At 73.3% G+C, this 26,259-nt stretch carries 23 protein-coding genes; 7 read left to right on the top strand and 16 right to left on the bottom strand.

Going from position 1 to position 26,259, the window contains the following annotated elements:
* Positions 1–3: 3 nt before the first annotated feature.
* The 3 genes from ABZ452_RS00680 to ftsY form a co-directional block, all read right to left on the bottom strand.
* Entirely contained in the window at positions 4–1,416 is a 1,413-nt protein-coding gene (locus ABZ452_RS00680; RefSeq protein WP_357937403.1) for an ammonium transporter, read from the bottom strand.
* A gap of 208 nt (positions 1,417–1,624) precedes the next feature.
* Entirely contained in the window at positions 1,625–2,488 is an 864-nt protein-coding gene (locus ABZ452_RS00685; RefSeq protein WP_357937405.1) for an aminoglycoside phosphotransferase family protein, read from the bottom strand.
* 7 nt (positions 2,489–2,495) lie between these two features.
* Positions 2,496–3,689, bottom strand: a complete 1,194-nt coding sequence (gene ftsY / locus ABZ452_RS00690; RefSeq protein ID WP_357937407.1) for a signal recognition particle-docking protein FtsY — start codon at positions 3,687–3,689, stop codon at positions 2,496–2,498.
* 146 nt (positions 3,690–3,835) lie between these two features.
* On the opposite strand from ftsY, the gene ABZ452_RS00695 reads away from it, so the two are divergent.
* The 5 genes from ABZ452_RS00695 to ABZ452_RS00715 all read left to right on the top strand — a co-directional run bounded on the left by ABZ452_RS00695 (position 3,836) and on the right by ABZ452_RS00715 (position 8,792).
* Positions 3,836–5,548 carry an alkaline phosphatase D family protein gene (locus tag ABZ452_RS00695; RefSeq protein WP_357937409.1) on the top strand — a complete coding sequence of 571 codons (1,713 nt, stop codon included), beginning with the start codon at positions 3,836–3,838 and terminating at the stop codon, positions 5,546–5,548.
* Positions 5,549–5,561: 13 nt separating this feature from the next.
* A complete protein-coding gene (locus tag ABZ452_RS00700; protein WP_262281429.1) occupies positions 5,562–5,987 on the top strand; it encodes a MarR family transcriptional regulator in 426 nt (141 codons plus the stop codon).
* Positions 5,988–6,100: 113 nt separating this feature from the next.
* Positions 6,101–7,720 carry an MDR family MFS transporter gene (locus tag ABZ452_RS00705; RefSeq protein ID WP_357937412.1) on the top strand — a complete coding sequence of 540 codons (1,620 nt, stop codon included), beginning with the start codon at positions 6,101–6,103 and terminating at the stop codon, positions 7,718–7,720.
* Between the two features lie 4 nt (positions 7,721–7,724).
* Positions 7,725–8,213 carry a universal stress protein gene (locus tag ABZ452_RS00710; protein WP_357937414.1) on the top strand — a complete coding sequence of 163 codons (489 nt, stop codon included), beginning with the start codon at positions 7,725–7,727 and terminating at the stop codon, positions 8,211–8,213.
* 42 nt (positions 8,214–8,255) lie between these two features.
* Positions 8,256–8,792: a DinB family protein gene (locus tag ABZ452_RS00715; RefSeq protein ID WP_357937416.1), complete on the top strand. Its 537-nt coding sequence runs from the start codon at positions 8,256–8,258 to the stop codon at positions 8,790–8,792.
* Between the two features lie 69 nt (positions 8,793–8,861).
* Here the strand turns inward: ABZ452_RS00715 and ABZ452_RS00720 are convergent, their stop codons facing one another.
* The 3 genes from ABZ452_RS00720 to ABZ452_RS00730 all read right to left on the bottom strand — a co-directional run bounded on the left by ABZ452_RS00720 (position 8,862) and on the right by ABZ452_RS00730 (position 13,575).
* Positions 8,862–9,482 (bottom strand): HAD-IA family hydrolase, encoded by a 621-nt coding sequence (locus ABZ452_RS00720; protein WP_357937418.1) that lies wholly within the window; start codon positions 9,480–9,482, stop codon positions 8,862–8,864.
* Positions 9,479–13,078 carry a chromosome segregation protein SMC gene (gene smc / locus ABZ452_RS00725; protein WP_357937420.1) on the bottom strand — a complete coding sequence of 1,200 codons (3,600 nt, stop codon included), beginning with the start codon at positions 13,076–13,078 and terminating at the stop codon, positions 9,479–9,481. The genes ABZ452_RS00720 and smc overlap by 4 nt, the downstream gene beginning before the upstream one ends.
* A gap of 302 nt (positions 13,079–13,380) precedes the next feature.
* Entirely contained in the window at positions 13,381–13,575 is a 195-nt protein-coding gene (locus tag ABZ452_RS00730) for a hypothetical protein (RefSeq protein WP_007456482.1), read from the bottom strand.
* 373 nt (positions 13,576–13,948) lie between these two features.
* On the opposite strand from ABZ452_RS00730, the gene ABZ452_RS00735 reads away from it, so the two are divergent.
* Entirely contained in the window at positions 13,949–15,265 is a 1,317-nt protein-coding gene (locus tag ABZ452_RS00735; RefSeq protein ID WP_357937422.1) for a CAP domain-containing protein, read from the top strand.
* A gap of 122 nt (positions 15,266–15,387) precedes the next feature.
* The gene (locus ABZ452_RS00740; RefSeq protein ID WP_357937423.1) at positions 15,388–16,281 is read left to right on the top strand and encodes an endo alpha-1,4 polygalactosaminidase; all 894 of its coding nucleotides are present in this window, start codon (positions 15,388–15,390) and stop codon (positions 16,279–16,281) included.
* 428 nt (positions 16,282–16,709) lie between these two features.
* Here ABZ452_RS00740 and ABZ452_RS00745 read toward each other — a convergent pair whose 3' ends face one another.
* The 10 genes from ABZ452_RS00745 to rsmD all read right to left on the bottom strand — a co-directional run bounded on the left by ABZ452_RS00745 (position 16,710) and on the right by rsmD (position 26,121).
* On the bottom strand, positions 16,710–18,215 hold the full coding sequence (locus tag ABZ452_RS00745; protein WP_357937424.1) for an MFS transporter: 1,506 nt from the start codon (positions 18,213–18,215) through the stop codon (positions 16,710–16,712).
* A gap of 174 nt (positions 18,216–18,389) precedes the next feature.
* On the bottom strand, positions 18,390–20,609 hold the full coding sequence (locus ABZ452_RS00750; protein ID WP_357937426.1) for an MMPL family transporter: 2,220 nt from the start codon (positions 20,607–20,609) through the stop codon (positions 18,390–18,392).
* A gap of 235 nt (positions 20,610–20,844) precedes the next feature.
* The gene (gene mutM, locus ABZ452_RS00755) at positions 20,845–21,702 is read right to left on the bottom strand and encodes a bifunctional DNA-formamidopyrimidine glycosylase/DNA-(apurinic or apyrimidinic site) lyase (protein WP_357937427.1); all 858 of its coding nucleotides are present in this window, start codon (positions 21,700–21,702) and stop codon (positions 20,845–20,847) included.
* Positions 21,695–22,489, bottom strand: a complete 795-nt coding sequence (gene rnc / locus ABZ452_RS00760) for a ribonuclease III (protein WP_357937429.1) — start codon at positions 22,487–22,489, stop codon at positions 21,695–21,697. The genes mutM and rnc overlap by 8 nt, the downstream gene beginning before the upstream one ends.
* Positions 22,486–23,445, bottom strand: coding sequence for a phosphate acyltransferase PlsX (locus tag ABZ452_RS00765; protein WP_357938163.1), 960 nt, complete (start codon positions 23,443–23,445; stop codon positions 22,486–22,488). Before ABZ452_RS00765 ends, rnc begins: the two co-directional genes overlap by 4 nt.
* Positions 23,446–23,572: 127 nt before the next feature.
* Complete coding sequence (rpmF, locus tag ABZ452_RS00770) at positions 23,573–23,746, bottom strand: 50S ribosomal protein L32 (RefSeq protein ID WP_357937431.1); 174 nt, start codon at positions 23,744–23,746, stop codon at positions 23,573–23,575.
* A gap of 5 nt (positions 23,747–23,751) precedes the next feature.
* Positions 23,752–24,315, bottom strand: coding sequence for a YceD family protein (locus ABZ452_RS00775; protein WP_357937433.1), 564 nt, complete (start codon positions 24,313–24,315; stop codon positions 23,752–23,754).
* Between the two features lie 126 nt (positions 24,316–24,441).
* Positions 24,442–24,939 carry a hypothetical protein gene (locus ABZ452_RS00780; protein WP_091269033.1) on the bottom strand — a complete coding sequence of 166 codons (498 nt, stop codon included), beginning with the start codon at positions 24,937–24,939 and terminating at the stop codon, positions 24,442–24,444.
* 145 nt (positions 24,940–25,084) lie between these two features.
* A complete protein-coding gene (coaD, locus tag ABZ452_RS00785) occupies positions 25,085–25,561 on the bottom strand; it encodes a pantetheine-phosphate adenylyltransferase (RefSeq protein WP_357937435.1) in 477 nt (158 codons plus the stop codon).
* Positions 25,558–26,121 (bottom strand): 16S rRNA (guanine(966)-N(2))-methyltransferase RsmD, encoded by a 564-nt coding sequence (rsmD, locus tag ABZ452_RS00790; protein ID WP_357937437.1) that lies wholly within the window; start codon positions 26,119–26,121, stop codon positions 25,558–25,560. The genes coaD and rsmD overlap by 4 nt, the downstream gene beginning before the upstream one ends.
* Positions 26,122–26,259 lie beyond the last annotated feature (138 nt).

Genomic DNA, 26,259 nt, shown 5'->3' on the forward strand with positions numbered 1-26,259 from the left:
ACGTTAACCGGCGACCTTCTCGCTGACCGGCTCGGCGGGCTCCTCCGCCGGGTCGGTGGGTTCCGGGGCCGGCCTGGCGGCGCCGATCCCGGCCAGGGCGAACGCGCCCCCGGCGCCGCCGCCCGTGGTGGGCGACAGGTCGTACGCGCTCTCCGCGTGCTCGGCGACGTCGATGCCGTCGACCTCGGCCTCGGCCGCCACCCGGAAGCCGATCGTCTTGTCGATGGCGAAGGCGAGCAGCCAGGCGATGCCGGCCGACCACACGGTGACGATCAGGCCGGCGAGGGCCTGCCGGCCGAGCTGGGTCAGGCCGCCGCCGTAGAAGAGGCCGTCGGAGGCGCCCACCACGTCGCTGATCGCGCCGTTGACCGAGTTGGTGGCGAACAGGCCGAGCCACAGCGACCCGATCCAGCCGCCGACGAAGTGCACGCCCACCACGTCGAGGGAGTCGTCGTAGCCGAGCCGGTACTTCAGGCTGATGGCGAGCGCGCACACCGCGCCGGCGACGAGGCCGAGCAGGACGGCCGCCCACGGGGCGATGAAGCCGCACGCCGGGGTGATGGCGACCAGACCGGCCACGGCGCCGGAGGAGGCGCCGACCATGGTCGGCTTGCCGTCCTTGATCCACTCGATGGCCAGCCAGCCGAGCACCGCGGCGGCGGTGGCGAGCTGGGTGTTGAGGAAGGCCAGGCCGGCCACCGAGTCGACGGTCAGCTCCGAGCCGGCGTTGAAGCCGAACCAGCCGAACCAGAGCAGGCCGGCGCCGAGCGCGACCAGCGGGATGTTGTGCGGCTTCATGCCCTCGCGGGGCCAGCCGACCCGCCGGCCGAGCACGAGGGCCACGCCGAGGGCCGCCGCACCGGCGTTGATGTGCACGGCCGTGCCGCCGGCGAAGTCGAGCGCGTGGAGCTTGGCGCCGATGATGCCGCCGCCCCACACCCAGTGGGCGACCGGGAAGTAGACCAGGGTGGCCCAGCCGAAGGCGAAGAGCAGCCAGCCGGCGAACTTCGCCCGGTCGGAGATGGCGCCGCTGATCAGCGCGACGGTGATCACCGCGAAGACCATCTGGAACGCCATGAACACGTACAGCGGGACGCCGATGCCGCTGGGGTTCTCCGCCGTGGCGCCCCAGAGGTCGGTCTCGGCCAGGAAGGTCTTGGTGCCCAGGTACGCGCCGGGGTCACCCCACAGACCGTTGACGTCGGCCCCGAAGGCGACGCTGAAACCGTAGAACCACCACAGCACGGAGATGAGCCCGATGGCCGAGAAGCTCATCATCATCATGTTGAGTACGCCCTTGGCCCGGTTCAGGCCGCCGTAGAACAGCGCCAGGCCGGGGGTCATGAGCAGCACGAGAGCGGTCGAAACCAGCAGCCAAACGGTGTTGCCGCCGTCGATCGTCGGTGCTTCAGGCACGCTGGCCTCCTAAAGGTGAAGTCTCCTCCTTCGCGGCTTCCGGGGCAGCGTCGCCCGTACGCCGGTTGCGCGGAAGCTTGCTCGGCGGCTGTTTCCTTCACCGACACCGCTCGATTTCCGACGCGTGACGCGTTGTTTCCGGCGTGTGAAGAACGACGATCATGCCTGGGGAAAACCCCGCGGGGGACCACCTCCGATGCGCGCGGGGTCAGCGCAGCGCGTACTCCAGGGCGTGCCGCTCGTAGTCGAGCAGCCGCAGGTCGCGCATCGGCCGGCGCAGGTGGCCCTTGTGCACGATCCGGACGAACGCCGGCTCGCCGGCCGCGGCCATCCGCCGGATGCCCTCGACGTGGTCGACGATCCGCTTGCGGAGGGTCCGGATGAGCCGGTGCCGGTCCCGCGGGATCAGCCCGTACGCGTCGGCGAAGAGGCGCAGCCGGCGCGGCCGGTCCGGGTGCTTCCAGCCGAGGGTGATCGAGTCCCGGTCGGAGAAGATCGGCACCCAGGTCCAGGCCGCGTACGCCACGTCGTAGATCCGGGCGCCGGGCGAGGCCAGGTCGAAGTCGATCAGCCCGAGGGTGCCGTCGGGGCGCCAGATCACGTTGTGCGGGGCGGCGTCGTGGTGGCAGATCACCTCGGTGTCCGGCGGGGGCGGGCCGAACGAGCGCCAGACCGCCCCCGGCGGCGGGGTGAAGCCGTACTGGGCGTCGTGGAACATCCGCAGCATGGTCGCCACGGTGACCAGGGCCTCGTCGGTGACCCAGTGCGGGGCGAGGGGGTACTCCCCGCACTCCCCCTCCAGGTACGACAGGACCTCCCGGTTGCGCTCGTCCATGCCGAGGGCGCGGGGCGCGCCGGTGAAGCCGACGTACTCCAGATGGCGCAGCAGGGCGTGGACCGAGGGGGTCCACGGGCCGGCGTTGCGCCGGACGGTGTCGCCCACCCGGACCACGGTGCTCACGTTCCCGCCGTGGAGCGGGATCTCCTGCGAAGTCACGTACGGTCTCCCGAGGCGTGGCGACGGGTGGCTGGGGTCGCGCCACCCCGCGTAGGCGCGATCGTCAGTCGTCACGTCGAGGCTACGCGTCCCGGGCGAGCGGCTCGGTCCCGAGCAGCGCGTCGACGAACTGCGCCGGATCGAACGGGGCCAGGTCGTCGGGACCCTCGCCGAGGCCGACCAGCTTGACCGGGATGCCCAGCTTGCGCTGCACGGCGATCACGATGCCCCCCTTGGCGGTCCCGTCGAGCTTGGTCAGCACCACGCCGGTCACGTTGACCACCTCGGTGAAGACGCGGGCCTGCTCCAGGCCGTTCTGGCCGGTGGTGGCGTCGAGCACCAGCAGGGTCTCGTCGATCGGGCCGTGCTTCTCCACCACCCGCTTGACCTTGCCCAGCTCGTCCATGAGGCCGACCTTGTTCTGCAGCCGGCCGGCGGTGTCCACCAGCACCGTGTCGACCTTCGTGTCGATGCCCCGCTTGACGGCGTCGAAGGCCACGCTGGCCGGGTCGGCGGCCTCGGGGCCGCGGACGGTCTCGGCGCCCACGCGGCCGCCCCAGGTCTCCAGCTGGTCGGCGGCGGCGGCCCGGAAGGTGTCGGCCGCGCCGAGCAGCACGGTCCGGCCGTCCGCGATGAGCACCCGGGCGATCTTGCCGCAGGTGGTGGTCTTGCCGGCGCCGTTGACCCCGACCACCAGCAGCACCGCCGGGACGCCCTCCGTGGAGGCGGTCTTCAGCGACCGGTCGAGCGTCGGGTCGAGCGCGTTGACCAGCTCGGCGGCGAGCAGGGTGCGCAGCTCGTCGACCGACCGGGTGCCGAGCACCCGGGTCTGCTCGCGGAGCCGGTCGACGATCTCGCGGGTGGAGTCGATGCCGACGTCGGCGGTGATCAGGCTGTCCTCGATCTCCTCCCAGGTGTCCTCGTCGAGGCGGTCCCGGCTGAGCAGGCCGAGCAGGCCCTTGCCGAAGACGTTCTGTGAGCGGGACAGCCGGGAGCGCAGCCGGACCAGCCGGCCGGCGGTGGGCTCGGGGACCTCGATGGTGGGCAGCGGCGGCGCCTCGACCACGGGCGGCGGTTCGACCAGCACGCCGGTGCGCAGGTCCGACTCCGCCGCTTCGACCGGCGGCCCGGCCAGGTCCTCCTCGGCCCGGGTGTCGACCTCCGTCTCCGGCAGCGGCGGCTCGGGGCGCCGGCGCAGCCGGGGCACCACGAGGCTGAGGCCGCCGAGGATCAGCACGCCGAGCAGGGCGAGTGCGACGAGGAGGTATTCCTTCATGCCCGAAATCCTGTCAGATGCCGGCGACGGCGTCCCACTCACCGCCTCGGCACGTGAACGAGCTGCGGGTACGCTCGCGGCTGGAAGGCGTGCCGCAACCGCCGGCCGGGTAGGAAAGGGCTAATGATCTTCGTCGGAGGTGCGCCGTGACCGGTCCCCGTCTGCTCATCGGCCCGCTGCTGCGTCGGGTCGTCGGCACGCGGGCCACCGTCTGGGTGGAGACCAGCGCCCCCGCGGTGGTCACCGTCCGCACGGCCGGCGGCGCCTCCGGCAGCGCGCCCACCTTCTCGGCGTACGACCACCACTACGCCATCGTGGTGGTGTCGGGGCTGACGCCGGAGAGCAGCACCACCTACGAGGTGCTCATCGACGACGAGCTGGCCTGGCCGGTGCCGGACAGCGGGTTCCCGGCCAGCATGATCCGGACCCGGGCGGCGGACGACCGGGACCAGCCGGTGAGCCTGATCTTCGGCTCGTGCCGGGAGACCACCCAGCACGCCACCGCCCGCAAGCTGCCCCCGGACGCGCTGGACGCGTACGCCCGGCGGCTGATCGCCGCCCCCGACCCGGACGCCCTGCCCGACCTGCTGGTGCTCCTCGGTGACCAGGTCTACGCGGACGAGACCTCGCCGACCGTCCGCCGGCTGCTCAAGCGGCGGCGGCGCCGGCCGAAGGGCGCCCCGGCCACCCAGGTGGTCAGCTTCGACGAGTACACGAAGCTCTACCTGGAGTCCTGGCGCGACCCGGAGATCCGCTGGCTGCTCTCCACCGTGCCGAGCGTGATGATCTTCGACGACCACGAGATCATCGACGACTGGAACACCTCGGCGTCCTGGCGGGCGGACATGCGCGCGCAGCCCTGGTGGGCGGAGCGCATCCGCAGCGGCCTGGCCTCCTACTGGGTCTACCAGCACCTGGGCAATCTGTCCCCGGACGAGATCGCCGCCGACCCGGTCTACGCCAAGGTGACCGCCGCCGAGGACGCCACGGGCGTGCTGCACGAGTTCGGCGAGCGGGTCGACCAGGAGGCCGACGTGGCGCACGACACCGAGCGCTGGCGGGCCGTGCAGTACCAGTGGAGCTACGCGCTGGACCTGGGACGGACCCGCCTCGTCATGCTGGACAACCGCTCCAGCCGCGTGCTCGACTCCGGCAACCGGGCCATGCTGCCGCCGGGTGAGTGGTCCTGGTTCCTCGACCGGGCGCACGGCGTCTACGACCACCTGGTGGTCGGCGCCTCCCTGCCCTGGCTGCTCCCGCCCGGCATCCACCACGTCGAGGCGTGGAACGAGGCGCTCGCCGACTCCCGCCGGCCGTGGGCGGCGAAGCTCGGCGAGCAGTTGCGCCGGGCTCTGGACCTGGAGCACTGGGCCTCGTTCCGGCGTTCCTTCGAGGCGCTCGGCGAGCTGTTCGCCCGGTTGGGCAGCGGCACGGCGCCGCGCGAGGGGGCGCGGGTCGGCGCCGGCCCGGCTTACTCGCGGCCGGCCTCGATCAGCGTGCTCTCCGGGGACGTGCACCACTCGTACGTGGCCCGGGCCCGGTTCGCCGACCGGAGCGTGCGCACCCCGGTGCACCAGCTCACCTGCTCGCCCATCCACAACCAGGTGCCCGCCGGGATGCGTCCGCTCATGCGGCTCGGCTGGAACCCGGGGCCGGCCGGCGCGGCCCGCGCCCTGGCCCGCTCGGCCGGGGTGCGGCGCCCGCCGGTGCGCTGGAAGAAGCTGGCCGGACCCTACTTCGGCAACGCGGTGGCCACGCTGACCCACCGGGGCCGGGCGGCCGAGGTGACGATCGAGGGCACCACCAGCGACGGGCACCTGCGCACGGTGGCACGGCAGCGGCTCAGCGACGAGGTGTGAGTACCCTCTCAGCGTGGACGAGAGCCTGCGCGCCGTGGAGCACGAACTGACCGCACTGCTGCGGCGTGGGCGCGCGCTGTCCTGGGAGATCGCCCGCGAGGTCCATCCCAACCTGGAGCCGAACGCCTACGGGCTGCTGCTGTGGTTGCGCCGGTCCGGCTCGATCCGGCTCACCGACCTGGCCGTGAAGCTGGGCATCGGCAAGGGCACGCTGAGCCGGCAGATCGGCGGCCTGGAGGCGCTGGGGCTGGTCCGCCGTGACCCGGACCCGACCGACCGGCGGGCGGCCCAGCTCAGCCTCACCGAGGAGGGCACCCGCCGGTTCGACGCGGCGCGGGCGGCGCGACTCGGACAGATCCGGCGATCGCTGGAATCCTGGCCGATTCAGGACGTCGAGGACTTCGCTCGGCTCATGCATCGGTTCAACGAGACCTTCTGACCGGATCCGCCTGGAATAAGACCTGCGCCACGTGCGGTTGTTGCTTGAGGCAACCAAGTCATACGGTTGCCCGAAGCAACTCTTCCCCCGTCTTTCTCCGGAGGCAATCCACGATGACGCAGGCGACAGCGCCCACCCGGGCGACCGCCGTCGACATGTCCCACCGGCAGATCCTGGAGGCTCTCTCCGGCCTGCTGCTGGGCATGTTCGTCGCGATCCTCTCCTCCACGGTCGTCTCGAACGCGCTGCCGCGGATCATCACCGAGCTGCACGGCGGCCAGTCCGCGTACACCTGGGTGGTCACCTCGACCCTGCTGGCGACCACGGCGACCACCCCGATCTGGGGCAAGCTCGCCGACCTGACCAGCAAGAAGATCCTGGTGCAGCTCGCCCTCACGATCTTCGTGCTGGGCTCGGTGCTGGCCGGCCTCTCCCAGTCCACCGGCCAGCTCATCGCCTGCCGGGTGCTCCAGGGCGTCGGCGCGGGCGGTCTCACCGCCCTGGCCCAGGTGATCATGGCAACGATGATCACCCCGCGTGAGCGCGGCCGGTACAGCGGCTACCTCGGCGCCGTGATGGCCGTGGGCACCATCGGCGGCCCGCTGATCGGCGGCGTCATCGTCGACACCGACTGGCTCGGCTGGCGCTGGTGCTTCTACGTGGGCGTGCCGTTCGCCGCCCTCGCCCTCGTCGTGCTCCAGAAGACCCTGCACCTGCCGGTGGTCAAGCGGGAGGCGAAGATCGACTGGTGGGGCGCCACCCTGATCACCGCGGCCGTCTCGCTGCTGCTGATCTGGGTCACCCTGGCCGGCGACAAGTACGACTGGATGTCCTGGCAGAGCGCCGTCATGGTGGCCGGCGCCGTGCTGCTCGGCGCGCTCGCCCTCCGGGTGGAGAACCGGGCCGCCGAGCCGATGATCCCGCCGCGCCTGTTCCGCAACCGCACCATCACCCTCGCGGTGATCGCCAGCATCGCGGTCGGCGTGGGCATGTTCGGCGCCTCCGTCTTCCTCGGTCAGTACTTCCAGATCAGCCGCGGCGAGAGCCCGACCATGTCCGGCCTCATGACGCTGCCGATGATCCTCGGCCTGCTCATCGCCTCCACCGTGGTCGGCCGCATCATCACCAACACCGGCCGCTGGAAGCGCTACCTGGTCACCGGCTCGGTGCTGCTCACCGCCGGCTTCGCGCTGATGGGCACCATGCGGGCGGACACCCCGTACTGGCGGCTGGCCGTCTTCATGGCGCTGATCGGCCTCGGCCTGGGCATGACCATGCAGAACCTGGTCCTCGCCGTGCAGAACACCGTCGGCCCGCACGAGCTCGGCGCGGCCAGCTCGGTGGTGGCCTTCTTCCGCAGCCTGGGCGGTGCCGTCGGCGTGAGCGCGCTCGGCGCGATCCTCGGCCACAAGGTCAAGGACTACCTCGCCGAGGGACTCGCGGGGCTCGGCATCCCGGCGTCCAGCTCCGGCAGCGGCGGTACCCTGCCGAATGTGCACACCCTGCCCGCACCGATCCGCGCGGTCGTCGAGGCCGCGTACGGGCACGGCGCCGGGGACATCTTCCTGGCCGCCGCCCCGTTCGGGCTGATCGCGCTGATCGCAGTGGTGTTCATCAAGGAGGTGCCGCTGCGTCGCACCAACAGCGACGCGATCTCCACCGAGGTCGAGCGGGAGTCGACCGTCGCGGCCGGCGCCGGCGCCCCGGTGGTACGCACGGGCGGGCGGGGCTGACCCGATGACCGCCTCCGAGCGTGAGAGGTACGGCCCGGAGGCCCGGCCGCTGCCGTTCGAGCGCGGCACGGACGGGCCCCGGGTGGTGCTGGTCGGCGTCGACGGCAGCCGCACCTCGCTGCGCGCCGCCTCGTACGCGGCCGGGCTGGCCCGCCGGCAGGGCGCCGGGCTGGTGGTGGTCTTCGTCAGCTCGCCGTCCCCGTACACCGCGATCATGTCCGGCGTGGTGGCCGGGGCGGTCCAGCAGACCCAGGACGAGCTGGCCGCCGAGCTGCGCGAGGAGTGCCGGCGCGGCGCGGAGGAGCTGGGCCTGCCGGTGACCTTCCTGTGCCGGCGCGGCGACGCGTACGCCGAGCTGTCCAAGGCGGCCGACGAGCACCGCGCCGACCTGGTCGTGGTCGGGTCGTCCGAGCAGGCCGGCCACAAGCTGGTCGGTTCGGTCGCCACCCGGCTGGTCCGCACCGGCCGCTGGCCGGTCGTGGTGGTGCCCTGAAATCCGGTCGCGGCCGTCCTACCCGGGCCGCAGGATGACCGGATGACCTGGAGAGCACCCGAGATCGACCGCAGCCACGAGCCCTACGTCGCTGACGAGCGCACCATGCTGGAAGGCTGGCTCGACTACCACCGCGACACCCTGCTGTACAAGTGCGCCGGCCTGACCGCCGAGCAGCTCCGGACGGCGAGCGTCGAGCCGTCCACCCTGACCCTGCTCGGGCTCGTCCGCCACATGGCCGACGTGGAGCGCTGGTGGTTCCGGATCCGCGCCGCCGGGGAGGACATCCCCGGCCTCTACGACGGCGACGAGGACCCGGACGCGGATTTGAACGCCGTCGCCGACGCCGACCCGGCGGAGACCTTCGCCACCTTCCGCGCGGAGGTCGAGGCGGCCCGGAAGGCTGCCGCCGGCCTGTCGCTGGACCAGACCTTCCAGCGCACCCGGCGTGACGGGAGCGCCGAGACCCGGACGATCAGCGTCCGCTGGGTCTACGTGCACATGATCGAGGAGTACGCCCGGCACAACGGCCACGCCGACCTGATCCGCGAACGCATCGACGGCGTCACGGGCGACTGACCCTCCCCGGCCGGTGCGGTGGCGGTGTCCCGGCCGACCGGAACCCGCCACCCCGGCGAGCCGGCCGGCTCAGTACGCCAGCGCCGCCCGGATGTAGCGCAGGTCGGCGTGGCCGCCCCAGCGGTGCGCGGAGAGCCCGGCGACCCGGGCGCCGGCCACCGCGCGGGCCTCGTCGTCGACGAACAGCACCCGGGCCGGCGGCGTCCCCAGCGCCTCGCAGGCCGCCTGGAAGTATTCCTTCGCCGGCTTGTGCACCCCGACCACCGAGGAGTTGACCACGACGTCCAGCTCGTCGGTGAGGTTCAGCGCGGCCAGGTCGGCATCGAGCGCGTCGGTGGCGTTGGTGCCCAGCCCGACCCGCACGCCGGCCGCCCGGACCTCGCGGATGAGGGCGAGCACCTCGGGGTCGACCTCGCCCCGGTAGCTCTGCCACGCGTCCACCGCGGCGCGGGCCCGGCCCGGGTCGCCGACCGCGGGGGTGAGCGCGTCGGCCACGCTGGTCATCCACTCGGCGTGGCTCACCTTGCCGGTGAGCACCGGCTGGAGCAGCCCCCAGGACATGGCGATCTCGCCGAGGACGCCCTCGGTCAGCCCGTACTCCCGCTCGACCCGGGCGGCCACCGCCGGGTCCCAGCGGCGCAGCACGCCGTCGAAATCCACCAGGAGCGCCGTGGCGCGTTCCCGACTCACTCGCTGTTCCCCTGCCCCTCGTCGTCGGCCCGGTTGAGCCGCTGGCTGATCACCTGGGTGACCCCGCTGCGCATGGTCACGCCGTAGAGCGCGTCGGCGATCTCCATGGTGCGCTTCTGGTGGGTGATCACGATGAGCTGGCTCTTCTCGCGGAGCTGGGCCAGCAGCGTGATCAGGCGGCCCAGGTTGACGTCGTCGAGGGCCGCCTCCACCTCGTCCATGATGTAGAACGGACTGGGCCGGGCGCGGAAGATCGCCACAAGCATGGCCACCGCGGTCAGCGACCGCTCGCCGCCGGACAGCAGCGAGAGCCGCTTGATCTTCTTGCCGGGCGGCCGGGCCTCGACCTCGACGCCGGTGGTGAGCAGGTCCTCCGGGTCGGTGAGCACCAGCCGGCCCTCGCCGCCGGGGAAGAGCACGGTGAACACCTGCTCGAACTCCCGCGCCGTGTCCTCGAACGCGCTGGCGAAGACCTCCAGGATCCGGTCGTCGACGTCCTTGACCACGGTGAGCAGGTCCCGGCGGGTGGCCTTGAGGTCCTCCAGCTGCTCGGAGAGGAACTTGAAGCGCTCCTCCAGCGCCGCGAACTCCTCCAGAGCGAGGGGGTTGACCTTGCCGAGCAGGGCCAGTTCCCGCTCGGCCTTGGCGGCCCGCTTCTCCTGCACCGGCCGCTCGTAGCGGACCGGCTCGGGCACCGGTGTGCCCTCCTTCTCCGCCGTTGCGACGTCCGCGTCGGTGGGCGGGACGAGCTGGTCGGGGCCGTACTCGGCGATCAGGGTGGCCACGTCGAGGCCGAAGTCCTCGGCCGCCTTCGCCTCCAGCTGCTCGATGCGCAGCCGCTGCTCGGCGCGGGCCACCTCGTCCCGGTGCACCTGGCTGGTCAGCCGCTCCAGCTCGGCGCCGAGCCGCTTGGCCGCGCCGCGTACCTCGGACAGCTCGGCCTCGCGGGCGGCGCGCTCGCGGGCGACCTCGTCGCGGTGCTCCTCGGCCCGGGCGATCGAGACGGTGAGCCGGGTGAGCGCCTCCCGGGCGCCGCCGACCACGGCCCGGGCGATCTCCGCGCCGCGGGTGCGGGCCGCGCGCCGGGCGGCCGCGCGCTCCCGCGCGGCCCGCTCGGCGGTCGCCTGCCGGGCGAGCGAGTCGGCCCGGCCGGCGATCGAGGAGACCCGCTCCTCGGCGGTACGCACGGCGAGCCGTACCTCCATCTCGTTCTGCCGGGCCTGCGGCACCATGGCGGCGAGCTGGTCGCGTTCCTCGGTGGACGGTTCGGCGTCGAGCGGGGTGGTCTCGGCCAGCCGGAGCCGTTCCTCCAGCTCGGCGAGGGCCGCCAGGTCGCGTTCGCGGGCCGCCTCGGCGCGGGCCCGGGACTCGCCGAGCCGGTCGGTCTCCGCCTTGGCCGACCGGGCGGCCGCGCCCAGCTCGGCGAGGCGGCGGGCGGCGGCGTTGCGGTGGCTCTCCGCCTCCCGCTTGGCGGCGGCGGCGTGCTGCACGGCCTCCTTGGCGGCGGCCACCTCGGCGCGTGCCTCGACCAGTTGCTCGCGCAGTTCGGCGCTGGTCCGCTCGGCGGCGGCCCGGTTGGTCCGGGCCTCCTCGACGGCCGCCTGCACCTCGATGTAGCTGGGCGCCTTGGCCGACCCGCCGGCCGCCGCGTACGCCCCGACCACGTCGCCGTCGGGGGTGACCGCGCGCAGCTCCGGGTTGCCGGCGACGAGCTCGGCGGCGGCGGCGAGGTCGTCGACCAGCACCACGTCGCGCAGCGCCCGGTGCACCGCCGGACGGATCTCGGCGGCGCACTCCACCAGGTCGGGGGCCCAGCGGGCGCCGTCGGGCAGCTTCGGGCGCAGCGCGTCGGCGGAGCCGGCCATGCCGGGGCCGGCGGGGCTGCCGACCAGCAGGCCGGCCCGGCCGGCGTCGGAGATCTTGAGCAGCCGCATGGCCTCGACGGCCTCGTCCACGCCGCTGACCGCGACCGCGTCGGCGAGCCCGCCGAGCGCGGCGGCGAGCGCCGCCTCGTTGCCCGGGGCGACGGTGAGCAGCCCGGCGAGGCTGCCGAGCAGGCCGGGCACCTGGTCGGCGCGGGCCAGCAGGGCGCCCGCGCCGTCCTTGCGGCGCAGGCCGAGGGCGAGCGCCTCCTCGCGGGCCTTCCAGGTCGCCGCGTCCTTCTCGGCGGCCCGCTCGGCGTCGGCGAGGCTGCGCACGGCGGCCTGGGCCTGCTCGTGCACGGCGACCGCCTCGGCGTGCCGGGCGTCCAGGTCGGCGTTGTCCCGGTCGGCCTCGGTGGACTGCTCGGCGACGGCGTCGAGTTCGCCCTGGGCCTTCTCGGCGCGGGCCAGGGCGTCGGTGTGGGCGGCCGCGAGCCGTTCGATCTCCTCGCCGGCGCTGGTGGTCCGGGCCCGGGCGGAGTTGACCTGGCCGGTCAGCCGGGCCAGACCCTCGCGCCGGTCGGCGATGGCCTTGGCGGCGGCGACCAGTTCCCGCTCGGCGGCGGCGAGTTGCCGCTCCAGCTCCTGCCGGTGCTCGACCGCCTCGGCGAGCCGGATCTGGTCGTCGGTGAGCGCCGCCCGCAGCTCCTCCTCCTGCTCGCGGACCCGCCGGGACTCGGCCTCCAACTGGTCCGGGTCGCGGCCGGGGCGCTCGTCGTCCCCGGTGGCGCTGAGGTGCCGCAGCCGTTCCCGGGCGAGCTGCTCGATGGAGCGGAACCGCTCCTGGAGCGCGGAGAGCTTGTACCAGGTGTCCTGGGCCGCGGCGAGCAGCGGCGCGTCCTCGGCCAGCGCCGCCTCCAGCTCGCCGAGGCGGGCCTGCACCTCACCGTGCTCGCCCTCGATCTGCTCGCGCCGCTCGCGCAGCGCGGTCTCGTCGGCGATCTCCCGGTCCAGTGTGGTGCGCAGGGTGTGCAGGTCGTCGGCGAGCAGCCGCAGCCGGGCGTCGCGCAGGTTGGCCTGGATGGCGGCGGCCCGGCGGGCCACCTCGGCCTGCCGGCCCAGCGGCTTGAGCTGGCGGCGCAGCTCGGCGGTGAGGTCGGTGAGCCGGTTGAGGTTGGTCTGCATCGCGTCGAGCTTCCGCAGCGCCTTCTCCTTGCGCTTGCGGTGCTTGAGGACGCCGGCCGCCTCCTCGATGAACGCCCGCCGGTCCTCCGGCTTGGCGTGCAGCATGCCGTCGAGCCGGCCCTGCCCGACGATGATGTGCATCTCCCGGCCGATGCCGGAGTCCGAGAGCAGCTCCTGGATGTCCAGCAGCCGGCAGGAGTCGCCGTTGATCTCGTACTCGCTCTCGCCGGAGCGGAACATCCGGCGGGTGATGGAGACCTCGGTGTACTCGATCGGCAGCGCGCCGTCGGTGTTGTCGATGGTGAGGGTGACCTCGGCCCGGCCCAGCGGCGCCCGCCCGGCGGTGCCGGCGAAGATGACGTCCTCCATCTTGCCGCCGCGCAGCGCCTTGGCGCCCTGCTCGCCGAGGACCCAGGCGATGGCGTCGACGACGTTGGACTTGCCGGAGCCGTTCGGGCCGACCACGCAGGTGATCCCGGGCTCCAGCTTCAGCGTCGTGGCGGAGGCGAAGGACTTGAAGCCCTTCACCGTCAGGCTCTTGAGATGCACCTTCTCGATCCTCGTCCGGTGGCCGCCGTACCGTCGCCGGCTGCGCGGACCTGGCGAACCCGCAGACTAACCCGCCGCCCGGGAGTGCCTGGTACGCGACCCACCCGGTGCCGGAGGTGTCCGGATTCCGGCGGTGTGGCGTACGCCACGGAAAAGTGCAAGATCATAATTGCGGGACGCAATTCCGGGATCGCTCCTCAAGATCGCGGAATGGGGTCCCGGAAACAAAAAGCTGCGCGCCGGCACTGGGTGTCGGCGCGCGTTTTCTGTGTGGTGCGATTCAGTTTTCCGACGACCGGAGATCAGGTCAGCGCGGGCTCGGCCAGTCGGAGGAGGTCGTCTGCCTCCGCCGCAGCCGCCGCAAGCCGATCGTTGTCGGCGCGCAGACGCGTGATCTCGAACTCCAGTGCCTGAACCCTGGCACGCAGTCGGGTGACCTCGTCGAGCAGACGCCGGTCGGGCGCTGCACCTACGTGGCCGTAGAGGGCCTTCGCCATGCTGACTCCTTGATATGCGCTGCCGGAAAGGCCGGCCAACGCGCGCCCATGATGTTCGCGGCTGCCATCCCCGCGAAATCCGGGCATGGCTGGGCGCGACTGGCGACACCTATATATTGAGCCGAACCCCCCTCCTTCGTCAAGTTCCCGCAGGCCGTAGATCATCTCCACGTCCACCGGTCCACTTGTCGGGGGGTTGCCACAAGGCGCGGACACGCTCTGTCCGGACGCCTTTACTGTACGCCCGGGAATGTGTGAACGCCTCACCCTTGCTGTCGGGTTCCCCTTAACTCTTTCTTAGCCACGTTGCCGCAGCTCGCGCCGCGCCCGTAGCGTCACTGCGGCCCGCAACCGACCCGTGAAGGGGACAGGCGTGTACCGCTGGACCGACCCGATCGAACCGGATGGCGTTCCCCGACGCCCCGAGCCACCGACCGACGAAGGGCCGGCCTGGCTCACGGACCGGCCCGAGCCGCGGTCGTCCTACCTCTTCGGAGACGAGCCGGGGCAGCCCGGCCCGGACCGCACCGAGGCGCCCACCGGCGCCTGGCAGGCCGACGCCCCGGCCACGCCGTGGCGGGACGACCCCACGCCCGAGCGCACCGGCCACCTCCCCGCGGCCGGCGCCGGGACGCACGGGTGGGCCGACGCCGGGCGGTACGCCGACGCCGACCGGACCGGGTACGGCCCGGCCGCCGAGTCACCGGCGTACGGCCCGGCGGCCCACCCGGGCGCACCGATGTCCCCGTACGAGCGGGCCGCCGGCTGGCACCCCGACGAGCAGCCCACCGCGTGGCAGCCGACCGTGGACGAGCGGCCCGCCGCCGCGTGGCAGCCGGCCGCCGACGAGCGGTCGACGGGCGCGTGGCAGCAGGCCGCCGACGAGCGGTCGACGGGCGCGTGGCAGCCGGTCACCGACGCCTCGGACGAGGACACCGGCCGGCACCGGCAGCGGCGCCGCCTGCCGCGTCCCCTCCTGATCGGCGGGGCGGCCGCCGCGGCGACCCTCGTGGTGAGCCTCGGCGTGGGCGCCCTGGTGCTGCCCGGTGGTGACCAGCCGACCGAGCGGACCGCGGCCGACGCCCCGGTGGCCGCCGCCCCGCTCGCGCCCGGGGACACCGAGGTGGACCCGGGCGACGCGCTCGCGCCGGAGTCGACCAGCCCGAGCGCCGCGCCAACCAGCGCCCGGCCGGCCCCGACGAAGAAGCCGACCCCGAAGCCGAGCCGGACCACCGCTCCGTCCCGGCAGCTGCCGCGGAGCGCCGCGCCGAGCAGCACGGGCGCCACGACGGCCTCGGCCAAGGGGCTCACGGCCGAGCTGCGACAGGTCGTCGACCTGGTCAACCAGGAGCGGGCCAAGGCCGGCTGCAAGGCGCTGACCGTCGACGACAAGCTGACGCTCGCCGCCCAGCGGCACAGCCAGGACCAGGCCGACCACAAGAAGATGTCGCACGACGGCAGCGACGGCAGCGACGTGGGCGACCGGCTCGACCGGGTCGGCTACGCCTGGCGGTCGTACGGCGAGAACGTCGCCTGGAACCAGCAGAGCGCGGCCGCGGTGATGGACGCCTGGATGAACTCCCCGGGACACCGGGCCAACATCCTGAACTGCTCGTTCACCGAGATCGGCGTGGGCGTGGCGCGGAGCAACGGGCCGTACTGGACGCAGGACTTCGGCACCCCGCGCTGAGCGGCGCGTCGTGACCGGGCCCGCGCTCGTTGACCGGGTGAGGTACGCCGGGGACGCCTGAGCCGTGCCGGCCCCGCGGCCGGCGCACCGGGGCCGCCGGAGACGTACCGGCAGGGGGCGGGGTGCCGCCCGCGACCCGGGAGCTGTCGATGCGGATCCGGCCGGCGTGGGCCGTGCCGTCCCGGCCGGTCCGCGTCCGCCGACGCGGGCCGCGCCGGGGCGTCGCGGTCGTGCTGACGCTGCTGCTGCTCGCCCCGGCGGCGGCCTGCCGGGAGCCGATCGTCCCGCCCGGGGCGCCCACCCCGTGGCCGTCGGCGCACGCCCGGGACTGGCAGTGGCAGTGGCAGCTCACCGGCCCGGTGGACGTGACCGTCGACGCCGACGTCTTCCTGCTCGACCCGGTGCGGACCACCTCCGACGAGACCGGCGCGCTGCGCGCCCGCCACCGCCGCCTGGTGTGCCAGGTCCGGGTCGGCACGTACGCGACCGGCGACCCGGACGCGAGCCGCTTCCCGGCGGCGGTACGCGGGGCGGCCGTGTCCGGCCGGCCGGGCAGCCGGTGGCTGGACGTACGCCGGTGGGACTCGCTGGAGCCGGTGCTGGCCGACCGCTTCCGACTCTGCCGGGGCAAGGGCTTCGGCGCGGTGGCGCTCGACGACGCCGAAGGCTACCTGCACCGCCCCGGCTTCCCGCTCAGCTTCGACGACCAGTTGCTGTTCAACCGCCGGCTGGCCGAACTGGCCCGGCGGCTGGACCTCTCCCCCGGGCTGGTCGACGACCTGCCGCAGGTGGCGGCGCTCGCCCCCGACTTCGACTTCGCGGTCAACCAGGAGTGCGTCCGCCGCGGCGGGTGCGACAAGCTGCTGCCGTTCACCGACGCGGACAAGCCCGTCTTCCACGTGGAATACACCGGCGACCCGGCCGACTTCTGCGTCACCACGGTCGGCTACGGCTTCGCCTCAATCCTCAAGGACCGCAAACTCGACGCGTGGCGCGAGCCCTGCCCGCTGCCCTGAGGCATCCCGGCGCGAAAGTGAGAGGTGAGGGTCGAGGTTCGCCGGCTTCGGCTGGTTGATCCCGAGAACGACGGGTAACGCGGCACGGCCGACCATCTCGTGCCTGCGGCAGGGATGACGACGTGAGCTGGACTACCAACGTCACCGCTGTCGTCCAACGATTCGGCAGCACCGCCTGGCGCGCTCCCGGCCTCGCCCAACTCCTCGTTCAGGATCAGGAACAGGGTGCGTTCCGGGTCTGGATGATTCGTGACGGCAGGGCGCCTCAGTTCGCACCCCTTCCGGACTTTGCGGCGGACGACTAAGAGAGCGGTACCCGAAGAGAGCCGGGCGCAGCCGGGGGACGGAGCGGTGTGCGTACCCCTGGGGAAGCGGCACCGCCCCCGGCCTGGACGGGCGGGGGCGGTGCCGGGGGGGAGCGGCGGAGGTCAGCCGGGAGCGCCACCGGTGACGGGGGCGGGGGTCCCGGCGCCGCGCTGCGACGGGACGCCGGCGTGCTCGGCGCTGAGCGGGGTGGCCAGTTCCTCCAGGGACTTCCCCTCGGCCTTGACGCCGAGGGTCAGCTCCACCAGGCCACCGATGATCATGACGGCGGCGCCGACGACGAAGGCGACCACCGTGTCGCCGACCTTGCCGGTGCCGACCAGCTTGGCGAAGAGCAGCGGGCCGGTGATGCCGCCGGCGGCGGTGCCGATCGCGTAGAAGAACGCGATGGCCATGGCCCGGGTCTCCATGGGGAAGATCTCGCTGACCGTCAGGTACGCGGCGCTGGCGCCGGCCGAGGCGAAGAAGAGCACCACACACCAGCAGGCGGTCATGGTGACCGCGTTCAGCACGCCCGAGTGGAACAGCCAGGCGGTGCCGAGCAGCAGCACGCCCGAGCCGATGTACGAGCCGGCGATCATCGGCACCCGGCCGACGGTGTCGAAGAGCCTGCCTAGCAGCAGCGGGCCGAGCAGGTTGCCGACCGCGATCACCGCGAAGTAGTAGCCGCTGTTGCCCGGCGGGACGTCGAAGAAGGTCTGCAGGATCTGGGCGAAGCCGAAGGTGATCGCGTTGTAGAGGAACGCCTGCCCGATGAAGAGCGAGAAGCCGAGGGTGGCGCGCTTCGGGTAGCGGGCGAACAGGGTCCTGGCGATCTCCAGGAAGTTGGTGCTCTTCCGCTGCTTGACCTCGATCCAGTTGTCCGCCTCGGTGAGGTCCTTGCCGGTCTCCCGCTTCACCGCGGCCTCGACCGAGTCGACGAGATGGTTCGCCTCGTCGGCCCGGCCGTGGATGAACAACCACCGCGGGCTCTCCGGGACGTGCCGCCGGACCAGAAGGATCACCACGCCGAGCACCGCGCCCAGCCCGAACGCCACCCGCCAGCCGAGGTTGGTGGGCAGGCCGTTGAGCAGCGGCACGGTCAGCAGCGCGCCGAGCGCCGCGCCGAGCCAGAAGGTGCCGTTGATGATGATGTCGATCCGGCCGCGGTGCCGCGCCGGGATCAGCTCGTCGATCGCCGAGTTGATGGCCGCGTACTCGCCGCCGATGCCCATGCCGGTGAGGAACCGGAACAGGAAGAACCACCAGGTGTCGAAGGAGAGCGCGGTCAGCGCGGTGGCGACCAGGTAGAGCCCGAGGGTCAGCAGGAACAGCTTCTTGCGCCCGAACCGGTCGGTGAGCCAGCCGAAGAACAGCGCGCCGGTGCAGGCGCCGGCCACGTAGAGCGCGGCGGCCAGGCCGGTGACCTGGCTCTGGGTGATGCTCAGGCCGCTGCCCGGCTCGGCCAGCTTGCCGGACAGGTTGCCGACGATGGTCACCTCGAGGCCGTCGAGGATCCACACCGTGCCGAGGCCGATCACGATCATCCAGTGCCAGCGGGACCACGGCAGCCGGTCCAGGCGGGCCGGGACGTTGGTCCGTACGGTGCCGGTCCGCACGTCGGTGCTCATGACGCGCTCCCAGGGGCTGCGGTGGCCGGGGCGCGACGATGGGCCCCCGGCGTGAGCTGTTCGTCCATGGCGGCCCACATGCCCCGCCGCCGCGGCCGTTAATCCTGCCGTGACACCTCCGTCACGGGGCGAAGGGCGGACCCGATCGGCCCGCCCTCCCCTGTCCCCCCGAACTCAGCGCGCGCCGACCAGCTCCGGTGCGGGCGCGGGCGGCTCGGCCGGCGGGGTCGCCGCCCGGCCACGCAGGAACCGCGGCGCCCACCAGTTCGCGTCGCCCAGCAGGGTCATCAGCGAGGGCAGCACCACCGCCCGGATGATCGTGGCGTCCAGCAGGATCGCCGCGGCCAGCCCGATGCCGAGCTGCTTGAAGTCGATGGTGCTCAGCGTCGCGAAGATCGAGAACACCCCGACCATGACGATCGCCGCGCTGGTCACCACCCCCGCGGAGGAGGTGATGCCGTACGCCACCGCGTCCTTGTTCGACATCCCCTGGCGGATGCCCTCGCGGATCCGGCTGACCACGAAGACGTGGTAGTCCATGGAGAGCCCGAACAGCACCACGAACAGGAACATCGGCAGCCAGGTGACGATCGCGTCCATCGAGGTGAAGCCGAGCAGCCCCTCCGCCCAGTCGCCCTGGAAGACCAGCACCAGCAGGCCGTACGCGGCCCCGGCGGAGAGCAGGTTCAGCAGGATCGAGGTGAGCGCCACCACCACCGAGCGGAAGGTCCAGGCCATCACCAGGAAGGTCAGCGCCAGGACGAAGGCGGCCACCAGGGGCAGCTTCGCCCAGATGTGGTCCGCGTAGTCCTCGCTGGCCGCCACGCCGCCACCGACCGCGTACTCGACGCCGGGGATGCCCTTCAGCGCGGCCGGGACGAGGTCCTGACGCAGCTCGTGCAGGGAGCGGGACGCCTCGTCGGTGCGGCTGGCGTACGGCGTGGCCACCTCCAGCACCGACACCCGCCGGTCGGCCGACACCTTGATCTTCGGGCCGTCCCCCTCGGCCGGCGCGAAGAGCGGGTCGGTGGCGGCCCGGCCGGCCAGCCCGGTGAGCGCGGCCTGCACCCGGTCGGCCTGTTCGGCCGGCGCCCGCACCGCCACCGTGTGGCTGGTGCCGTTGCTCGGGAAGGCCGCGGTGAGCCGGTCGTACGCCTGCATGGCCGCCGTGGTGCGGGGCACGTCCTCCATGCCGGGGAACTTCAGCTTCATGCCCAGCGCCGGGGCGGCCAGGGCGAGGAGCAGCCCGACCGAGACGACAAGGGTGGCCATTGGTGCGCGCAGCGCCGGCTTGAGCACGGCCGGCCAGAACCGGGGCCGGGCCGGCTGGCCGTGCCGCCCGACGCGCGGGGCGGTGAGCCGCCACAGCAGCGGCACCCGGGGCCGGTCGACCCAGCGGCCGAGCCGCGCCAGGAGCGCCGGTAGCACGGTCAGCGAGCCGATCACCGCGACCGCGACCACCAGGATCGAGCCGACGGCGAGCGACGAGAAGATGGCGTCCTGGGCGAGCAGCAGCCCGGCCATCGAGATGATCACGGCGGTGCCGGAGACCACCACGGCGTGCCCGGAGGTCTCCGCCGCGATCTCCACGGCGTCGAGCCCGGAGCGCCCCTTGGCCCGTTCCTCGCGTTCTCGCCGGACGTAGAACAGCGAGTAGTCCACGCCGACCGCCATGCCGATCAGCAGGATGACGCTGGCCGTCGTGTCGGTTGCCGGCACCAGGTGCGAGGCGAGGGTGGAGAGCCCCATGGCCGCGGCCACCGAGGAGAGCGCGAGCAGCACCGGCACGCCGGCCGCGATGAGCGCGCCGAACGCGATGATCAGGATGGCCAGGGTGACCGGCAGGCTGAGCAGCTCGGCCCGCTTGAAGTCCTTGCCGAGGGTGTCGTCGAGCGCCTGGCCGATGGACGGGCCGCCGACCTGCTCGACCCGCAGGTCCGGGTGCGACTCCTGGACCTTCGCGGTGGTGTCGCGCAGCGGCTGCACCCGGTCCGAGGCGGTCTCCGGGTCACCGGACATGGTGATCGGCACGAGCATCGCGTTGCCGTCCCGGGACGGCATGGGCGCGCCCACCGCGGTCACCCCGTCGACCTGCCGGAGCCGGGCCGCCGCGTCTTCGGCGGCGGCCTTCGCGGCGGCCTGGTCGAGCGTGCCCGAGCGGGGCGTGATCAGCACGTTCTCGGTGGCCGGCTCGTGGAAGCCCCCACTGTCGACGATCAGCTGAGCCCGCCCGAACTCGCCGATCGCCTGGTCGTCATCGGTCGCCTCGTTCAGGCCGGCGGCGTTGCCGCCCACGAAGCACACCGCCACGAACACCACCCAGAGCGCGATGGCTCGCCACGGGTGCTCCGCACTCCACCGTGCCAACCGCACGGTCACCGGTCGCCTGCCCATACCTGGGACCCCCTCCAGACGTCGGCCCTGTGCCGACCTCTGCTGACGCTAGGGAGCGGGCCGGGCCCGGACATCGGGGAACGGCCCCCGCTCGTCCCCCATCCGGCAGGCTCCGGCCGGGCGGCCCGAACCGGGTCGGCCGACCGGACAGAAGGGGACTTTCAGGGTACGACCGGGGGACGCGCCGGGCCGCGACCGGCGAGGCACACGGGCGCAACCCCGAGCCGGCTCGGGGTCATCCCCGGAGGGTGCCCCGGGGGCGGGGCTGGCAGCGCGGGCAACTGTAGGAGGACCGGTTCATGAACGCCTCGCGCCGGATCGGCGCCCCGCACCGCGGGCAGGGCTCCCCCTCCCGGCCGTACGCGTTCAGCGACCGGTCGAAGTAGCCGCTCTCGCCGTTGACGTTCACGTACAGCTCGTCGAAGCTCGTGCCGCCCTGCTTGATCGCCTCACCGAGCACGTCCCGGACGTGGCCGAGCAGCCGGGTGGCCGCCGGGCCGGTCAGCGCGTCGGTCGGCCGGGCGCCGTGCAGCTTGGCCCGCCAGAGCGCCTCGTCGGCGTAGATGTTGCCGACACCGGAGATCAGCGTCTGGTCGAGCAGCGCCCGCTTCACCTCGGTGCGCCGCTTCCGCAGCGCGGCCACGAAGCCGGCGTCGGAGAACTCCGGGTCCATGGGGTCCCGGGCGATGTGGGCGATCTCGGCCGGCAGCTCCGCCCCGCCCTCGGAGACGGACAGCCCGCCGAACGTGCGCTGGTCGACGAAGCGCAGCTCCGGGCCGTCGTCGGCGAACCGGAACCGGACCCGCAGGTGCAGCTCGTCGGCCGCGCCCACCGGCTGGAGCAGCAGCTGGCCGGACATGCCGAGGTGCCCGATGAGGGCGTCCCCGCTGTCCAGCGGCAGCCACAGGTACTTGCCCCGGCGCCGCACGTCGGTGATCGTCCGGCCGGTCAGCACGTCGGCGAAGTGCCCGCCGCCGGGCTCGTGCCGGCGGACCGCCCGGGGGTGGCGCACCTCGACGGCGCTGATCCGCCGGCCGACGACCCACTCGGCCAGCCCCTGCCGGACGGTCTCGACCTCGGGCAGCTCAGGCACGGCCGGCGCCCGTCTCGGCGGGGTCGCCCGCCGCCTCGATCCCGTCGGCGGCGGCCTTCGCGGCAGCCTCCGCCTCGGCCTGCTCGGTCAGCATCCGCCAGGCCGACTCGGCGGCCCGCTGCTCGGCCTCCTTCTTGCTGCGCCCCTCCGCGCCGCCGTAGCGGTTGCCGGCCACCACCACCCAGGCCGTGAAGGTCTTGAGGTGGTCCGGGCCGGTGCCCTCGATCCGGTATTCCGGAACGCCGAGCCCCAGCGCGGCGGTCAACTCCTGGAGGCTGGTCTTCCAGTCCAGCGCCGCGCCCCGGCCGGCCGACTCGGCCATCAGCGGGTCGAACAGGCGGTGGATCACGAGGGCTGCGGTGTCCAGGCCGTACTGGAGGTAGATCGCGCCGAGCAGCGCCTCCAGCGTGTCGGCCAGGATGCTGGCCTTGTCCCGGCCCCCGGTGGCCTCCTCGCCCTTGCCGAGCAGCAGGTACGCGCCCAGCCCGTCCGGGCCGAGGCCGCGCGCCACGTCGGCGAGGGCGCGCATGTTGACCACGCTGGCCCGCAGCTTGGCGAGCTGCCCCTCCGGCAGGTCCGGGTGGTTGTGGAAGAGCGCCGTGGTGATCACCACGCCGAGGACCGAGTCACCGAGGAACTCCAGCCGCTCGTTGGTGGGCAGGCCACCGTTCTCGTACGCGTACGAGCGGTGGGTCAGCGCGCGCTCCAGCAGTTCCGGGTCGAGCGACACCCCGAAGGCCGTCTCCAGGTGGCCGACGGGAGCACGCCGCCGCTTGTCGTTGGTCATGGTGCTACCTCGGTGTCGTTGCGGTCAGGTGCGGGATCGTGCGGAATCGCGTCGAGCAGCGTCGAGACGGTGTGGGTGGCGCTCCGGCGCCACAGGTGGGCGGCGAGGGCGATGCCGGAGGCGACGTCGTCGGGCCGGGCCGCGCCGTGGCAGACCACCACGGTGCCGGCCACCCCGAGCAGGGCCGCCGCGCGGGGCGCGCCGCCGCTCGCCGGGGGCCCGCCGGCCATCGCGTACGCGCCCTCGATGGCCTTGAGCAGCACGTTGCCGGTGAAGCCGTCGGTGACCACCACGTCGGCGCGGGCGCCGAGGGAGATGTCGTACCCCTCGACCAGGCCGACGTAGCGGGCGCCGCAGGGCAGCGGCACGGCGGCGAGGGCGGGGTCGGCGGAGCGGCGCAGCCGGTCGCCCTTGCCCGCCTCGGTGCCGACGGAGAGCAGCCCGACCCGGGGCGCGGCGACGGCGTGCGCCACGGCCGCGTAGGCGGCGCCGAGCACGGCGTGGCGGGCCAGGGTGGCGGGGCCGGGTTCCAGGGTGCCGCCGACGTCGAGCAGCACGACCGGCCCGTCGACGGCCGGCAGGGTGGCCACCAGGGCGGGCCGGCGTACCCCGGTCCAGCGACCGAGGCCGAGCGCGGCGGCGGTGACGGTGGCGCCGGTCGAACCGGCGGAGACGAGCGCGTCGGCGAACCCGTCGCGGACGGCGTGCACGGCCGCGCGGACGGTGCTCTCCCCGCGCGCGGCGGTGGGATGGTCCGCCATGCCGACGGCGGTCCGCACCGGGCGGACGGTGACCCGGGCACGCTGCTCCGGGTCGAGCGCACCGATCAGCCCGTCGGCGACCTCGGTCGGTCCGACGAGCAGCAGGTGCAGGTCAGGGTCGGTACGCACCGCTCGCAGAGCGCCGTCAACCACGACGGCGGGAGCATCGTCCCCGCCGAGGAGGTCGACGGCGATCCGCGCGGTGCCCGGCTCCGTCGGCCCGTCGGCCGGGGAACGGCCGGCGGCGGAGGGAGCCGGGGCACCGGGCGAGAGCCTTGGTGCGTGCGCCACCCGACCGGCGGTCGGGGACGTCACTCGGCGATCAGACGTCCAGGACCTGACGGCCGTTGTAGGTGCCGCAGACGGAGCAGGCGGCGTGCGGCAGCTTGGCCGACTTGCACTGCGGGCAGGCCACGGTCGCCACAACCGCGGCCTTCCAGTTCGCCCGGCGGGCGCGGGTGTTGCTGCGCGACATCTTGCGCTTGGGGACGGCCACGGTTCCTACTCCTCTGTACGGGTCAGTTGCGACAGGCCCGCCCAACGCGGGTCGACCTGCTGGTGACTGTGGTCGGCCGGCAGATCGTCCCAGTGCACCCCGCAGTCGGGGCACAACCCTGGGCAGTCCTCCCGGCAGAGCGGGTTGGTCGGCAGTGCGAGCACCACCGCATCCCGCAGCGCCGGCTCCAGGTCGATCAGATCGCCCTGCATTCGGCCCACCTCGTCGGTGTCGGTCGTGTCGTCCGTGGTGCTGTTCTCGTACGCGTACAGCTCCTGGATCGTCACGGCCACCGAGTCGTCGATCTCGCGCAGGCAGCGCCCGCACTCGCCCTTGACGGGACCGGTGACGGTCCCGGAGACGAGCACGCCCTCGGACACCGACTCCAACCTCAGGTCGAGGTCGAGGTCCGCGCCCTCCGGCACAGTGATCAACTCCACGCCGAGGTCCGCCGGTGCCGGCACGACCCGCCGATGCGTACGCAACACGCCAGGCCGACGCGGCAGGTCCCTCGTGTCGAGGACCAGCGGCGACCTGGGGTCGAGTTGGCTTGGCGAGTGCTTGGGCATAGTTAGACTCCGGCCGGTGAGAGGCCGACAAAAAAGGTTACCTGGGCGACCCGCGAACCGTCTAACCGGGGGCACGCCGCCCTGGCACGTCGGCTGCCGGCTGTCGGCCGCCGGCCCGCGTGCCGCTCAGAAGGGTAGCGGGCGATCCGCCTCGTCCCCAGCGAACGTGCCGATCTCCCGCAGCGCGTGCATCTTGTCCCGGCCGCGCTCTATCGAGGCGAGCGCCCGGGTCAGGAACTGCTCGAAGTTGGCCAGGGCCGTGTCGACGTAGTCGTCGACCTCGTCGCGCAGGCGCTGCGCCTCGGCGCGGGCCTCGGCGATGATGCGGGCGCCCTCGTGCTCGGCGGAGACGGTGATCTCGTTCACCGAGACCAGGCGGGCGTGTTCCGCCTCACCCTCGCTGATGATCCGGTCGGCCTCGCGCTTGCCGGCCTCCATGATCTTGTCCCGCTCCTCCAGCAGGGCGGCGGCCCGGCGCAGGTCGGCGGGAAGCTCCACGCGCAGCTCGTCCAGAGCGGCGATCATCTCGCCCCGGTCGACCATGCAGTTGTTGCGCGACATCGGCACGGAGCGGGCCTGCTCCACCATGGCGATCAGTTCGTCGATGCGATCGAGCGGGTCCACCGGTACCTCACTCCTGTCGTTCGTCTGCCGACCTACATGATGCGGCCTGCGCCCGGGTTCGGCGCTGCACACATCATGTAACGCGCCCTCCACCCGCGCCGCTACACCCCCACCCGGCGCGTCCCGCCGGGGACCGGCGGGTCGGTCAGCGGCGCAGCCGGGTCACGAGCTCCTCGCGGACCACGTCCGGGACGTGCGCGGAGATGTCCCCGCCCCACTTGGCGACGTCCTTGACCAGGCTGGAGGAGAGGAACGAGTAGAGCGGGTTGGTCGGCATGAAGAGGGTCTCCACGCCGGCCAGGCCGATGTTCATCTGGGCCATCTGGAGCTCGTAGTCGAAGTCGCTGACCGCGCGCAGGCCCTTGATCAGCACGCTCGCCTGCTGGGCGCGGCAGAAGTCGACCAGCAGCCCGCGGAACGACTCGACCCGCACGTTGTCGTACGAGGAGGTCACCTCGCGGAGCATGTCGATCCGCTCCTCGACCGTGAACAGCCCCTGCTTCGACTGGTTGACCAGCACGCCGACGATCACCTCGTCGAAGAGCCGGCTCGCCCGGCCGATGATGTCGAGGTGTCCGTTGGTGACCGGGTCGAACGAGCCGGGACAGACCGCACGTCTCATGATCGGCGACCGTACCAAAGGGTGGTCTCGCCGTAGCGGCGGCTGCGCTCGCCAGTGACGCCTTCCACCCACCCGACCGGGCCGGTGCGGCTGGACCGCTCGACGACCACCAGGGCGTCCGGGGCCAGCCAGCCGCCGCCGACCAGCGCGGCCAGCATCGCGGTGATCTCGCTGTCGGGTACGGCGTAGGGCGGGTCGGCGAAGACCAGGTCGTACGGCCCGCCGTCCGGGCCGGCGGCGAGCACGGTCGCCACCTTGCCGGTGACCAGGCGGGCGGCCGGGGCGGCCCGGAGCGCGGCGACGTTCTCCCGGATGACCCGGGCGGCCCGGGCGTCGGACTCGACGAGCAGCACGTGCGCGGCGCCCCGGGACAGCGCCTCCAGCCCGACCGCGCCGGAGCCGGCGTAGAGGTCGGCGACGCGGGCCCCGTCGAGGTCGAGCTCGGCCTGCACCGCGCTGAACAGGGCCTCCCGGACCCGGTCGGAGGTCGGCCGGGTGCCGGCGCCGGGCGGGGCGGCGATCCGCCGGCCGCCGAGCGTCCCGCCCACGATCCGGGTCACCGTCGCTCCCTCCGCATGCCCCGACGCTACGCGATGTCCGGATTGGGGCGCGCAGACCACCCCGTGGCGACGGCCCGTCACGGCCCGTACATCAATGATCTCAAATCTATAACGGTCCCTTTACGACCCGTCGTTTCC

This window comes from Micromonospora sp. NPDC005707 (assembly GCF_040631005.1).
Taxonomy (GTDB): Bacteria; Actinomycetota; Actinomycetes; order Mycobacteriales; family Micromonosporaceae; genus Micromonospora.

Coding starts and splice junctions, on each gene's coding strand:
- ftsY (WP_357937407.1), bottom strand. CDS start 3,689: ATGAAGGAATACCTCCTCGTCGCACTCGCCCTGCTCGGCGTGCTGATC.
- ABZ452_RS00705 (WP_357937412.1), top strand. CDS start 6,101: ATGACGCAGGCGACAGCGCCCACCCGGGCGACCGCCGTCGACATGTCC.
- ABZ452_RS00710 (WP_357937414.1), top strand. CDS start 7,725: ATGACCGCCTCCGAGCGTGAGAGGTACGGCCCGGAGGCCCGGCCGCTG.
- ABZ452_RS00715 (WP_357937416.1), top strand. CDS start 8,256: ATGACCTGGAGAGCACCCGAGATCGACCGCAGCCACGAGCCCTACGTC.
- ABZ452_RS00730 (WP_007456482.1), bottom strand. CDS start 13,575: ATGGCGAAGGCCCTCTACGGCCACGTAGGTGCAGCGCCCGACCGGCGT.
- ABZ452_RS00745 (WP_357937424.1), bottom strand. CDS start 18,215: ATGAGCACCGACGTGCGGACCGGCACCGTACGGACCAACGTCCCGGCC.
- ABZ452_RS00750 (WP_357937426.1), bottom strand. CDS start 20,609: ATGGGCAGGCGACCGGTGACCGTGCGGTTGGCACGGTGGAGTGCGGAG.
- rnc (WP_357937429.1), bottom strand. CDS start 22,489: ATGACCAACGACAAGCGGCGGCGTGCTCCCGTCGGCCACCTGGAGACG.
- ABZ452_RS00775 (WP_357937433.1), bottom strand. CDS start 24,315: ATGCCCAAGCACTCGCCAAGCCAACTCGACCCCAGGTCGCCGCTGGTC.
- coaD (WP_357937435.1), bottom strand. CDS start 25,561: ATGAGACGTGCGGTCTGTCCCGGCTCGTTCGACCCGGTCACCAACGGA.